At 72.1% G+C, this 13,287-nt stretch carries 10 protein-coding genes; 7 read left to right on the top strand and 3 right to left on the bottom strand.

Translation table 11 applies throughout. The features are described 5' to 3' along the window. Nucleotides 1–26 precede the first annotated feature (26 nt). Nucleotides 27–1,436 carry a TerD family protein gene (locus ACFVWD_RS05615; RefSeq protein WP_389594110.1) on the bottom strand — a complete coding sequence of 470 codons (1,410 nt, stop codon included), beginning with the start codon at nucleotides 1,434–1,436 and terminating at the stop codon, nucleotides 27–29. Between the two features lie 315 nt (nucleotides 1,437–1,751). Between ACFVWD_RS05615 and ACFVWD_RS05610 the strand changes: the two genes are divergently transcribed. The 4 genes from ACFVWD_RS05610 to ACFVWD_RS05595 all read left to right on the top strand — a co-directional run bounded on the left by ACFVWD_RS05610 (nucleotide 1,752) and on the right by ACFVWD_RS05595 (nucleotide 6,446). After that, nucleotides 1,752–2,195 carry a DUF6643 family protein gene (locus ACFVWD_RS05610; protein WP_389594109.1) on the top strand — a complete coding sequence of 148 codons (444 nt, stop codon included), beginning with the start codon at nucleotides 1,752–1,754 and terminating at the stop codon, nucleotides 2,193–2,195. A gap of 68 nt (nucleotides 2,196–2,263) precedes the next feature. Further along, nucleotides 2,264–3,088, top strand: coding sequence for an MOSC domain-containing protein (locus tag ACFVWD_RS05605; protein ID WP_389594108.1), 825 nt, complete (start codon nucleotides 2,264–2,266; stop codon nucleotides 3,086–3,088). A gap of 161 nt (nucleotides 3,089–3,249) precedes the next feature. After that, nucleotides 3,250–3,855, top strand: a complete 606-nt coding sequence (locus ACFVWD_RS05600; protein ID WP_389594107.1) for a hypothetical protein — start codon at nucleotides 3,250–3,252, stop codon at nucleotides 3,853–3,855. 158 nt (nucleotides 3,856–4,013) lie between these two features. Then, nucleotides 4,014–6,446 carry a right-handed parallel beta-helix repeat-containing protein gene (locus tag ACFVWD_RS05595; protein WP_389594106.1) on the top strand — a complete coding sequence of 811 codons (2,433 nt, stop codon included), beginning with the start codon at nucleotides 4,014–4,016 and terminating at the stop codon, nucleotides 6,444–6,446. Between the two features lie 27 nt (nucleotides 6,447–6,473). On the opposite strand, the gene ACFVWD_RS05590 is transcribed toward ACFVWD_RS05595, so the two are convergent. Further along, entirely contained in the window at nucleotides 6,474–8,816 is a 2,343-nt protein-coding gene (locus ACFVWD_RS05590; RefSeq protein ID WP_389594105.1) for a hypothetical protein, read from the bottom strand. Nucleotides 8,817–9,096: 280 nt separating this feature from the next. Between ACFVWD_RS05590 and ACFVWD_RS05585 the strand changes: the two genes are divergently transcribed. Next, on the top strand, nucleotides 9,097–9,927 hold the full coding sequence (locus tag ACFVWD_RS05585; protein WP_101407486.1) for a DeoR/GlpR family DNA-binding transcription regulator: 831 nt from the start codon (nucleotides 9,097–9,099) through the stop codon (nucleotides 9,925–9,927). A 59-nt stretch (nucleotides 9,928–9,986) separates the two neighbouring features. Beyond that, nucleotides 9,987–10,466: an SRPBCC family protein gene (locus ACFVWD_RS05580; protein ID WP_389594104.1), complete on the top strand. Its 480-nt coding sequence runs from the start codon at nucleotides 9,987–9,989 to the stop codon at nucleotides 10,464–10,466. Nucleotides 10,467–10,810: 344 nt separating this feature from the next. Here ACFVWD_RS05580 and ACFVWD_RS05575 read toward each other — a convergent pair whose 3' ends face one another. Beyond that, nucleotides 10,811–11,935, bottom strand: coding sequence for a PLP-dependent cysteine synthase family protein (locus tag ACFVWD_RS05575; RefSeq protein WP_095856234.1), 1,125 nt, complete (start codon nucleotides 11,933–11,935; stop codon nucleotides 10,811–10,813). A 406-nt stretch (nucleotides 11,936–12,341) separates the two neighbouring features. Between ACFVWD_RS05575 and ACFVWD_RS05570 the strand changes: the two genes are divergently transcribed. Then, entirely contained in the window at nucleotides 12,342–12,665 is a 324-nt protein-coding gene (locus ACFVWD_RS05570) for a hypothetical protein (protein WP_054228734.1), read from the top strand. Nucleotides 12,666–13,287: the final 622 nt, after the last annotated feature.

Here is a 13,287-nt window from a genome sequence, read left to right as displayed (position 1 = left end):
ATTTCCTCTGGGTCACTTCCTGTGAGTCACTTCCTGCCGGGGGTCCAGTTCATGCCCCATCCGTAGACGCGGTCCACCGTGCGCTGCGGGCTCACGCCGCGCTCGGGGACGAGGTAGCGGGCTTCACGCTGGACGATCAGGTCGCCGCCGTTGTTGGTGATGAGGGCCAGGGCACAGACCGTCGAAGGCACTGTGCACTCGTCGAGCGAGAAGTCGACGGGGGCACCGTTCAGCGGTTGCAGGGTGACCGTGGCGTGCAGGTCGGCGAACGAACGCGCCCCTTCGTAGATGGTCACGAAGATGAGGATGCGCCGGAAACTCTGCTTGTGGTCGAGGTTGACGGTGAGGTTCTCGCCGCTCGCCACGGCACCGGTGCGGTCGTCGCCGTCGAGGTGGATGTACGGCGGCTGGTGCAGCGCCCCGAAGGCGTTGCCGAGTGCCTGGACGACCCCCTTGCGGCCGTCGGACAGCTCGTACAGGGCGCAGAGGTCGAGGTCGAGGTCCCTGTGCGCCGCGACGGCCCGGCCCCGCTTGCTGCCCCACCCCGAGAACTGCTTGCGCACCTGCCAGTTGAGGTTGACACGCATGGCGCCGGACGTGCCGCCCTGCTTGGTCAGCGAGACCGAGGGCGCCTCCTTGGTGAGCGTGACCTTGGAGAGGCGGACCGGGGCCCCGGGCCGGGCGGGCGGCGGATCCATGGTGGGGGGCGACACGGTGACGGGCGGGGCGGTGACGGGCGGGGCGACCGGCGGGGGCATGTTCACCGGCGGCCCGACCGGTGGCGGACCGGCCACACGTGTACCGGGCGCGGGCGGCATGGCGGCGGGGGATGCGGGCCCAGGCGATGCGGGGGCACGGGGTACGGGGGCGATCCGCGCGGTGGCGGGCGGCGGGGGCGGGGGCGTGTGCTGCGGCTCGTCCACCGTGATTCCGTAGTCCTTCGCCAGCCCTTCCAGTCCGCTGCCGTAACCCTGTCCGACCGCGCGGAACTTCCAGGCACCCTGCCGCCGGTAGAACTCGCCGAGCACGAAGGCTGTCTCGACGGTCGCGTCCTTGCTGTCGAAGCGCGCGATCTCCGTGCCCTGCCCCGCGTCGAGCACGCGGATGTACAGACCGGGCACCTGCCCGAAGGTGCCGCCGTCCGCGGAGGCGGCCAGCACCACGGTCTCGATCGCGCCCTCCACGCGCGCGAGGTCGACGAACAGGGTGTCGGTCACCTGACCGCCGTCGCCCCGCTTGCCCTCGTGCCGCACGGCGCCGGAGGGGTGTGCCGGCTGGTTGTAGAACACGAAGTCGCCGTCGGAGCGGACTCTTCCGGAGACCAGCAACAGCGCGGAAGCATCCGCGTCGGGGACCCCGGGCCCCGAACGCCACCCCATTTCGACGCGCAACGCACGCGTCGGCACAGGAACATTCGAACCTTTAGGCATTGTCATGTCCGCCCCCATCACGTGTCACCGCGCCAGGCCGCGCCTCGGGCCGTCCCTCGGGCCTTTTCCCGACCAACCTATTCCCCCAGGGCGGAGAACTCCTGTGAGGTGCCCCGGAAGATCGCACGAGGGGGCTTCGAAGACTGCTGGCCAACCACCGGTAACCCCCTCGGAACTCGGCCTTTACGCGATCTGAACCCGGTTTGGCGCCCTTTTTTGCCGAGTTCGCTCGCATTGGGGATCCCACGTCACTGCCGACACGAAAAACAACCCTCTTATCGGTCTCCCCAACCAGCACATCGTGGGCTTAACTTATGTGCCATGACCTCCCCCCGCTCCACCTATGGCGGCGGTTACTACTCCGCGCCGTCCTTCCCGGACACCCCGATCTACGACTCCCTGGTCGCCGAGCGGGGCACTCCCCAGATCGCCCCGATCCGGGTTCCCGCCGCCTACGACACGGGCAGCAGCTACCTTCCCGCGCTCCCCTCGGCACTTCCCGCCCTGCCCGCCGGACCCTCGCAGCACGCCCCCATGTACGGCGGCTACCCGCAGGCCCAACAGCCCGCACCGCTGCAGCAGGCCCCGGCGCCGTACATCCCGCAGCAGGCCGGCGCCCCGCGCGGCTACCCGGGACCCCAGCAGCAGCCGCAGCGCCCGATGGCGGCCGGCACCGGCTACGAGGCCATGCGCCCCGCGGCTCCCCGCCCCGCCCCGGCTCCGTACCAGGACCCGTACAACAACCAGCAGTACCGCGGGTACTGAGGGGCCGAGGTACGCGGGCACCACGGCATTCGGACCGGAATGTCGGTGCCCGCTGGCACGATGGAGTCATGGGGAATGCGGAGCTGCACTCGATCCATGTCCATCCGGTCAAGGCCTTCCGGGCTCTCTCGCTCCGGGAGGCCGTCGTGGAGCCCTGGGGGCTGGCCGGAGACCGACGCTGGGTACTGATCGACGACGGGGGAAAGGTCGTCACCCAGCGTCAGCAACCACGGCTGGCACTGGCCGCCGCCGAGCTGCTGCCCGGCGGCGGCGTACGTCTGTCCGCGCCCGGCCGTGAGCCACTGACCGTCCTCGTGCCCCGGCCGGTCGGCACGACGTCGCTGGACCTCTTCGGCGACAAGGTGGAGGCGGTCCTCGCCGACGCGGGCGCGCACGCCTGGTGCAGTGACTATCTGGGGACCGAGGTGCGTCTCCTCCACATGGACGATCCCGCCACGCGCAGGCCGGTGGACCCGGACTACGCACGTCCGGGCGAGACCGTCAGCTTCGCCGACGGCTACCCCCTGCTGGTCACCACCCTCGCCTCGCTGGACGCGCTCAACTCTTTGATCGCACAGGGCGACCACGCAGACGAAGGCCCCCTGCCGATGAACCGTTTCCGGCCGAACGTGGTGGTGGCGGGCACGACGGCATGGGCCGAGGACGGCTGGCGGCGGATCGTCATCGGCGAGGTCGGCTTCCGCGTGCCCAAGATGTGCGGCCGCTGCGTCGTGACCACCACCGACCAGGACACCGCCCGGCGCGGCAAGGAGCCGCTGCGCACGCTCGGACGCCACCGTCGCTTCGGCTCCCAGCTCGTCTTCGGACAGAACCTGGTGCCGGAGTCCCCCGGCACGGTGCGGATCGGCGATCCGGTCACGGTCCTCGAATGACCCGCCCGCAGGGAACCCGGGCCCCGGGCACGGTCGTTGAGACTGCGTGAGAAGTTCACGAAAGACCCGTGGGAAGGGTGATTTCGCTCTCTCTTTCCCGGGGCTCTCATATGAACGGCTCCGCCGGGGGTTATCACGGAGGCGAAAGGGGGTGCGGGACGGTGCGAGCTATCGGCGGACTCTGGCGTTGGCGGCACAATCCGCTGCGCCGCACGACCGATCTGGTCGAGGCGTGGCTGGCCCTGCTGGCCGTCCTGCTGATCCTCGCCCTCGCGCCCCTGCTCGGCGCCCTCACCGGAGCGACGGCGCAGGACGCCCTCCAACAGGCCGTCCGGGACCAGCACCTGGCCCGCCACGAGGTGACGGCCACCGTGGTCGGCAAGGCGGACCGAGCCCCGCTGGACCCCGATCCCGAGGCCTCGTCGGCGCAGGATCCGCACAGCCGTGTGCTCGCCGACTGGACCGCTCCGGACGGCACGGCGCATCACGGCAAGGTGATAGCCGCCCTCAAATCACCGCACAAGGGCGAGCACTTCACGCTCTGGACCGACGAGCACGGTGACATGGTCGCCCGCCCGCTGGATTCGGCCACCGCGACGACGCACGCCGTGCTGGCCGGCATCGGCGCGGCCCTCCTCACCGCCGGGCTCCTCGACAGCGGCAGACGTCTGATCGTGTGGCGCATGACCCTTCGCCGGTACGCCCGTTGGGATCAGGCATGGGACAGGGCAGGTCCGGACTGGGGCAGGACGGGCACCGGCAGCTGACCGCCTTACGGCTCCGGTCAACCCACCGTGCCCGCGCACGCTACGGTGGACCGACCGAATCGCTCGGCGCCGTCGTGAGAAGCTGTTCTTGATCGCGACGGGGTTTCAGCACGGCCTCGCAGGACCCGCGTACGACGAGGTGGGGGCACAACAGCGCCATGGCACAGGGCACGGTCCAGGTGACGCACACCGGCACCTCGCGGTGGCGGCGCCGCACAGGAGAGTACGCATCGCTGGCCGCCGCCCTGGAGGCCGCGGCCGACGGGGACGTGCTCACCGTCGCACCCGGCACCTACCGGGAGAATCTCGTGGTCCAGCGCGCGGTGACGCTGCGCGGCCCGGAGGGCTCCCCCGGCTCCGTGCGCATCGCGCCGGTGGACGGTGTGCCGCTGACCGTGCGCGCCTCAGCCGTGGTCCAGGACCTGCACGTGGAGGGCCAGGACTCGGCGGCGCCCGCGCTGCTCGTCGAGGAGGGCACCCCGGAGCTCCTCGACGTGCGGATCGTCACGCGCTCCGCAGCCGGCATCGAGGTGCGCGGCGGCGCCCGTCCGACCGTGCGGCGCTGCACGGTCGACAATCCGGCCGGCATCGGCATCGCCGTACTCGACGGCGGCGGTGGCGTGTTCGAGGAGTGCGAGGTCGTCGCGGCCGGACAGTCCGGCATCGCGGTCCGCGGTGGCGCGCATCCCCGTCTGGAGCGCTGCCGGGTGCACCACGCCTCCGGCGCGGGCCTGTCGGTGACCGGCGAGAACTCCTCGCTGGAGGCGGTCGGCTGCGAGGTGTACGAGGTCAAGGGCTCCGGTGTGCAGATCACCGCGCGCGCCGCGGCCCATCTCACCGACTGCGATGTGCACCGCACGACGTCGGACGGCGTCACCCTGGACACGGACGCCGTACTCACGCTCGCCGACTGCCGCATCCACGACATCCCGGAGAACGCGGTGGACCTGCGTTCCCGCTCGGTCCTCACCCTGACCCGCACCACCGTCCGGCAGTTCGGGCGCAACGGCCTGTCGGTCTGGGACCCGGGCACACGCGTGGACGCCAACCAGTGCGAGATCTTCGACAGCACGGGCGACTACCCCGCGGTGTGGGTCAGCGACGGCGCGACCGCGGTGCTCGAGTCCTGCCGGGTGCACGACGTGCCCGACGCCCTGTTCGTCCTCGACCGCGGTTCACGCGTGGACGTCGTCGACAGCGACCTCTTCCAAGTGCGCAACACCGCCGTCTCGGTGAGCGACGGCGCGACCGCGCAGCTCGACGACTGCCGCATCCGCGACGCGGCGACGGGCGCCTGGTTCCGTGACCACGGAAGCGGCGGCACCCTGTCCGGCTGCACCGTGGACGGCACCCAGACCGGCGTGATCGTCACCAAGGGCGCCGACCCCACCATCGAGCGCTGCACGGTCGACTCCCCCGCGGAGGCCGGTTTCTACGTGTCGGCGGGTGGCCGCGGCAGCTTCCACAACTGCCGGGTGACGGGCAGCGGGGGCTACGGCTTCCATGTCATCGACGGCTGTCGGGCGACGCTGAAGAAGTGCCGTACGGAGCGCTGCGCACGCGGGGGTTACGAGTTCGCCGACGGCGGCAACACACCGGGCGGCGGCCCGATCGTCGAGGACTGCACGAGCGACGAGAGCGCCGGAGTGCGCCCCCCGGCGCACGAGACGGCTGTACAGACGTCCAACCCGTCCACGAGCCTGCTCGGCGCGATCCCGGGCCAGCGCACCACCGAGCAGGAACCGCTCGTCACCGCCTCGGCCGAGCCCACGCAACCGGCCCGTACATCGAAGGTCGTCCTCGGGGAACTCGACGGGCTGGTGGGCCTGGACAGCGTCAAGCGCGAGGTGCGCGCCCTCACCGACATGATCGAGGTGGGCCGCCGCAGACAGCAGGCGGGCCTCAAGGCGGCCTCCGCCCGCCGCCACCTGGTCTTCACCGGCTCCCCCGGCACCGGCAAGACGACGGTCGCCCGGCTGTACGGCGAGATCCTGGCCTCGCTCGGTGTCCTGGAGCAGGGGCACCTGGTCGAGGTGTCCCGCGTCGACCTGGTGGGCGAGCACATCGGCTCCACGGCGATCCGCACCCAGGAGGCGTTCGACCGGGCGCGCGGCGGTGTCCTGTTCATCGACGAGGCGTACGCGCTGTCGCCGGAGGACTCTGGCCGCGACTTCGGCCGTGAGGCCATCGACACGCTCGTGAAGCTGATGGAGGACCACCGGGACGCGGTCGTCGTGATCGTCGCGGGCTACACGGCCGAGATGGAGCGCTTCCTCAGCGTCAATCCCGGTGTGGCGTCCCGCTTCTCACGGACCATCACCTTCAGCGACTACCTCCCCGAGGAACTGCTGCGGATCGTGGAACAGCAGGCCGAGGAGCACGAGTACAGCCTGGCGCCCGGCGCGCCCGAGGCGCTGCTGAAGTACTTCACGGCCATCCCCAAGGGCCCGGCGTTCGGCAACGGCCGCACCGCGCGGCAGACCTTCGAGGCGATGGTCGAGCGGCACGCGGGGCGGGTCGCCCAGCTCGAGGAGCCGAGCACGGACGACCTCACGCTGCTCTACCCGGAGGACCTGCCGGAGCTGCCCTGAGCCTCGCCCCTGGACGGGTGGTCGCCCTCAGGTCGTGGCGTCGCCGTCCGGGCGGGGGCCCGGTACCGCCTCCGGCCGCAGCCGCGCCAGCAGCCGTTCGCGTTCCTCGGCGAAGGCCGGGTCCGCCTGGTAGTCCCCGTGCCCGAGGATCGGCGCGGGCAGCGGATGCTCCTGGGTGCGTCCGTAGGCGAGCGGGTCCCTCAGGGGCGCGCGGTCGACCTGGGGGCCGCAGTCGCCGGGCAGCCGTACGGGGCCGCCGATGGGGTCGGTGAGGCGGTACAGGTTGCGCCAGCAGTCGACCTCCCGGTGCAGGGAGGTGAGGGCGGCCGGGCCGAAGTGGGCCGGGAACCAGCGCCCGTAGAGCCGTTCCAGGGGTGAGCCGTAGGTGAGCAGTGCGACCCGCCTGCGTACGGAGGGTTTCAGCTGCCAGGCCGCGGCGGCGGCCAGCACACTGCCCTGGGAGTGCCCGGAGAGCACCAGACGCCCGCCGGTGGCGCGGGTCCAGGTGACCATGCGCCACGTCAGGTCGGGCACGGCACGCTCGGCGTAGCAGGGCGGCGCGAAGGGGTGGGCGGCGCGCGGCCAGAAGGTGCCGACGTCCCAGAGGATGCCGATGGTGCGGCGGGCCGCCGGGTCCTTGTAGGCGCGCCGCCCCGAGGTGACGAGAAGTACGAAGCCGAGGCCGATCAGCCAGGACCCGAGCGCCTGCGCGGTTTCGGCGGCGCCTCGGACGAAGACGTACGACCCTCGCGCGGCCTCCGCCGGGGCGTCACCGGTGGCCAGGACGCCCACGAGGGCTCCGGCGCCGAGGAGCAGGGTCACGAACGAGATCACGCCGACCATGAGGGGCGCTCGGTCGGTGAGGGCGGCCATCGCGCGTGTGCTCGCGATACGGCCGGTGCGGGTGGCGTCCTTGGCCTCGCCCCGGTAGTCGAGTTCCACCTCGCGCGCCTCGATGCCGCGCAGCCGCCAGGTGCGCAGGGCCAGTCGGCCGCACAGGCCGAGGAGGACGAGGAGCGTTGGCGGGATCACGGACGCCTGCCAGGTCAGCAGGACGGGCGGGCCGGGCAGCGAGCCGCGCGTGCCGTCCAGCCAGTCGGCGACGCGCTGGGCGACTCCGCCGGACATCACGCCGCCCAGGGCGCAGGCCAGCATCGCGACGGCGGGTCCGGCCAGACCACACAGGGCGGTGCGCGGGTCGGGCCGGGTGCGGTACAGAACGCGGGCCACCACGCCGAGCGCGATGACGAGCACCCCTTGGGCGAGGGCGAGGCCTCCGAAGGTCGCGTCGCCCGGCAGCCGCCCCGTCGAGTGCCAGCCGGGCCGTGACCATCCGGCGTACAGCAGGGTCAGGGCGAACAGGACGATCGAGCCCAGCGGCAGCAGACGCACCAGGGTGGCGTCCAGTTCCTGGTCCAGCCGGTGTTCGCTGCGCCCGCGCCGACAGACCACCCACAGCACCACGACGGCGCCCACGACGAGTGATGCGTACAGCAGCAGACCGAGGATCCCGAGCACGGCGGGTCCCCCGGTCTCCCGGTCGAAGCGGGCCGCGGGGCCGCCGACGGCGGCGGCGACGGTGAGGAGTCCCGCCGCGGTGTGCGCGGCGCGCAGCCGGGCCACCAGACGGCGCCCGTACCAGAAGCCGGGCCTGCCGAGCCCGGTGCGGCCGGTCTCCTCGGCGGGCTCGGGCCTGCGAGACACGGGCTGCTGGGACTCGTACGCGCTCCAGGTGCGGTGCGAGAGGTACCAGAGCAGGCAGGTGAGGCCCGCGGGCACCAGGCCCGCCAGGGCGAGGCGGCGGCCGGGCCGGCTCCACCAGCCGTTGTCGGACAGGTCCGGGGAGAGGAAGCCCAGCCAGGAGTGCGCCTCGGCACACGCGCGGGTGCCCGCGCACTGCCAGGCGGTCAGGTCGAGGGCGACCTCGCAGGCCGCGGCGACCAGCAGCACGGTGAGGGTGAGCCCGGCGAGCCGGACGAGCAGGCCGTACAGGCGGACCGTCCGGGTGCGGCCGCGGGTGGCGGGACGCATCCAGTGCGCGAGGTTGACGACCATGAAGGGCAGCAGCAACAGCCACAGGGCCCGGGTGCCGTTGCCGGAGGTGAGGTTGCACCACACATAGGCCTCGGGGACCGGCTTGCCCCGGTAGTCCTCGGGGCGCCGCTCGGCGTCGGCGTCGGCGACGCGCCGGTACACGGCCGCGGTGTCGTCGCCGCTGATCCGGACCGTCCGCGGATCGTCCAGCATCTCCTCGGGCGTGGTGCCGCCGACTCCGTGGACCAGGAGTTCGAGGGCGGTATCGGCCGCTTCGGGCCGCTGTGCGGGGCCGCTGAGCTCTCCCGCCGAGGCGTGTTCCCGTGCACGTTCCACTTTTCTGCACTTCCCCCGTGCGCGCGTCTGGCATGTGTCATGTGCAGGCACAAGGATCTCCGTTCAGGGGTGCGCGCGCACCTGTGGTCACGGAATCTCCCCGATACGTGTGACAGTGACGCGACGGGCGGGACGCGGTGTCCTTGCGGGGAGTGGCGCACGTGTCGGTGGCCCGTGCGAGGATGGGTCGTCCTCCAGGCCTAGGACAAGGAGAATGTCCACGTGGGAGTGGGTTCGGACGGAGTGGCGGGCAGCTTGTGGCGCGAGGATCGGAGCGGACGTGAGTGAGAATCAGAACCTTCTCGCGGAGCAGCGTCGTGCCCTGATTCTCGACGAGGTACGGCGCCGGGGCGGCGTCCGGGTGAACGAGCTGACCCGCAAGCTCGGCGTCTCCGACATGACGGTCCGTCGTGACCTCGACGCGCTCGCCCGCCAGGGCGTGGTGGAGAAGGTGCACGGCGGCGCGGTGCCGCTGGTCGAGGCGAGTACGCACGAGCCGGGTTTCGAAGCCAAGTCGGGTTTGGAGCTGACCGCCAAGGAGGACATCGCGCGGGCCGCCGCCGAGTTGGTCGCGCCGGGCACGGCGATCGCGCTCTCGGGCGGTACGACGACGTACGCGCTGGCCCATCAGCTCCTTGACGTGCCGGACCTGACCGTGGTCACCAACTCGGTGCGGGTCGCCGATGTCTTCCACTCGGCGCAGCGCCTCTCCGGCCAGCGGCAGGGCGCGGCCACGGTCGTGCTGACGGGCGGGGTGCGCACCCCGTCCGACTCGCTGGTCGGCCCCGTGGCCGACCAGGCCATCGCGGCGCTCCACTTCGACGTGCTGTTCCTCGGGGTGCACGGGATATCGGTCGAGGCGGGCCTGTCGACGCCGAACCTGGCGGAGGCCGAGACCAACCGGCGGCTGGTGCAGTCCGCACGGCGGGTCGTCGTGGTCGCCGACCACACCAAGTGGGGCACGGTGGGGCTGAGTTCGTTCGCCGCGCTGGACCAGGTCGACACGCTGGTCACCGACGCCGGGCTGCCGGCCGGGGCGCGGGCGGAGGTCTCCGAGCACCTGCGGCGCCTGGTAGTGGCCGGAGAGCCCGAGGACGGTACAGACATCTGACGGTCCGCCAGCTAAGGTGACGCTGCCCGCGGCTCCGATCCCAGGTGGGGGTTTCGTCCATGGCACGCCGTCTGCGCCCGGTGGAACTCGACTTCGCCGAGACCGCTCCCCTGCGTCTGGTGTTCGCCCGCGAGGTGGCGGCCCCTCCCGAGGTGGTCTTCCGCGCGCTGGCCGAGGACGTGCCCGGCTGGAGCGAGTGGTTCTCGGCGGTGACGCTCGCCCGGCCGACCGGGGACGGCGCCGGGCGGGAGGTCCGGCTCCGGGGCGGTACGCGCTTCCAGGAGACGGTCCTCGCGGCCGAGGCCCCCGAGGTGTACGCGTACCGGGTGGACGTCACGAACGCGCCCGGACCCCGGGCCCTGCTCGAGGAGTGGCGGCTGACTCCGGCCGGGCAGGGCACCCGCGTCCAGTGGACCTTCGCCGCCGACGGCGCGGCCCCGTTCCGGCTGGCCCTGAAGCTGGGCCGGGCGGGTCTTGGCCGCGCGTTCCGCCAGGCGGTGACGGCGCTGGACCGACGGCTGACGTCGACACACGCGTGACGGCTAGGTCCTGTCGTCACATTCCCGTCGTCCGCCCGGAGGGCGGGCCCTGCGGCGTCATGGGGGTCCCCCCTGCTCGAGCGGAGTCGAGAGCTTGGGGGAACGTGCTCTCGGCGTGCCGGGCACAGGCCCTCGTACTGGATGTACTTGGGTCTGTGCCCGGTGCGGCGAGAGGGCGTGCATGGCGTCGCGGGGCAGACGGGAATGTGACGCCAGGGCCTAAGGGCCTGTCGTTTGGATTGGGTCGTTTCAGGCGACGGGGCTTGATCAGTGGCCCAGGCCTGATCCAAACGACAGGCCCTAGGTCCACCCGTGGACGCACCCCGTGAACCGCGTCCCAACGATCAGTCCGGCCAGACGCCCGTCTGGAGCAGCGCCGCGATCGCCGCGGTGTAGGGGGCGATGTCCAGCCCCTGTTCGGCCAGCCACGCGTCCGAGTAGTACTTGTCGAGATAGCGGTCCCCCGGGTCGCAGAGCAGCGTCACCACGCTCCCCTTGCGCCCCTCGGTCACCATCTCGGCGACGATCTTCAGCGCGCTCCACAGCCCGGTGCCGGTCGAGCCGCCCGCCTTGCGGCCGATGGCCTGTTCCAGTGCCCGTACGGCCGCCACGCTCGCGGCGTCCGGCACCTTCATCATCCGGTCGATCGCGCCCGGCACGAAGCTCGGCTCCATACGGGGCCTGCCGATGCCCTCGATACGTGAGCCGCAGTCGCAGGTGACGTCCGGATCGCCGGTGGTCCAGCCCTCGAAGAAACACGAGTTCTCCGGGTCGGCGACGCAGATGCGGGTGTCGGCCTGCATGTAGTGGACGTAGCGCGCGAGGGTCGCCGAGGTGCCGCCGGTGCCAGCCGTGGCGACGATCCACGCGGGCTCCGGGAAACGCTCCAACTCCAGCTGGCGGAAGATGGATTCGGCGATGTTGTTGTTGCCGCGCCAGTCCGTGGCCCGTTCCGCGTAGGTGAACTGGTCCATGTAGTGGCCGCCGGTCTCGACCGCGAGGGCGGCGGACTCCTCGTACATCCTGCGGGAGTCGTCCACGAAGTGGCACTGCCCGCCGTGGAACTCGATCAGACGGCACTTCTCGGCGCTGGTGGTGCGCGGCATGACCGCGATGAAGGGCACGCCGATCAGCTTCGCGAAGTACGCCTCGGAGACCGCGGTCGAGCCGCTGGACGCCTCGATCACCGGTCGGCCCGGCCGGATCCAGCCATTGCAGAGCCCGTACAGGAAGAGTGAGCGGGCAAGGCGGTGCTTGAGGCTGCCGGTGGGGTGGGTCGACTCGTCCTTGAGGTAGAGATCGATACCCCACGCCTCGGGCAGCGGGAAGCGCAGCAGGTGGGTGTCCGCCGAGCGGTTCGCGTCGGCCTGGACCTTGCGGACGGCTTCTTTGAGCCAGGTCCGGTACCGCGCGTCGCTGTGGTCGACGTCGAGGGTTTCGCCGGTCCGGATCTGCTGAGGGGTGCTCACGGCGGGGCTCCTTACGCATCGCGCCGACGCCGGTTCAGATGGTCGGACGCCTCGATCATAAACACCTTGCGCACGCTTCTCACCTGCATAAACACTCCTTTGAGCACCTCAAAGGCACCCCTGGAGCAGGGGTGTCCGAAGCGACGGGGGCGCACCCGGGCGAGTGCTCCCGTCCCCGCCGTCACCTCGTCGTGCGCACTGGTGCTCGCCGCTGCCTGCGGGCAGACTGCACCGCAGGGGACGCGGCCCGCGTCCGACCGCGCCGCGCGGGATGACACCCCGGAGCGGTCGCGCACACCGGAGCTCGACCCGCGCGGGATCCGGGGCAGGGGCGCGGAACGGAGCGACGCGGGACAGAGCGATGCGGGACAGAGCACAGCCGACGCGCACAAGGGGGCGGAGCATCATGGCGGAGCCGGAGTTCACGGCCACGGGCGTGCGGATCGGGAAGAGGCTGCGGTCGCTCACCCGGGCCGGACAGGTTCGGATCAGCGACGGCAGGCTGGAGTTGCTGACGAGTTACGGCAGCGAGATCGACAGTGCGCCGGTGCAGGCGGTGCGGGCGTCGAAGCCGTGGTTCGCGCCCGAGGACCGGGCGTTGGCCGACGTCAACGGCACCCGCTATTCACTCACGCTCGGCGAGCACGACCCCGCGCCGGGCAAGCCCGGGCCGCCCTCGGCGCGCCGGTTCATTGAGGCGGTTCGCAGGGCGGCGGGGCGCAACGGCTGAGTCGGCCGCGCGGCAACCGACACGGGAGCCTTCGGTTCGCCACCGGCAAGGGCCGACACAGGCACCCACGACTCGCGACCGGCGATGCCCTGCGCGCAAGCCTTCGGCACCCGGCCAACGGCCGCCTACAGGGCACCCCCGAGCGCACGACCAGCGACGCTCGCGACCCGCGGCGGTCGGCGCGCGGGACCCGGGCCCGCACCCCCCGGTCGCCTGCCCGAGCAGACCCGGCCCGCAACCGGCGACGGCGGCCGGGCAAGCCTCGGACGTCCCACCGTCGGCGTCCGGCACGAACGCCCGCACCACAGCCGACCACGGCCGTCCGGCAGCCTCTGGGCTCGCAGCCGACGATCCCCGGACCGGGAGCCCCACGCTCGCGACCCCTCGGTCGACGAGAACCGAAGGCACACCCCGAACTCACGTCCGACGAAACCCGACGTGGAACCCGGCGTGGGAGCCACCCGCTCGCACTCGACGGCGGTCGGTGACCAAGCCCTGGCGGGCTTGTGGCCGGGCGCGGTCCGAGGTGGAGACTCCGGGGCGCGTCCCGCCAAGGGCGATACCGAGGGCCTCGGTCGGCCGCGGCCGAGAGGAACCCGATCCCGGATCGGCGCCCTCGACA

It is taken from the genome of Streptomyces sp. NPDC058086, from assembly GCF_042885015.1.
Lineage (GTDB): Bacteria > Actinomycetota > Actinomycetes > Streptomycetales > Streptomycetaceae > Streptomyces.
This window is presented reverse-complemented; position numbering and strand designations above follow the sequence as displayed.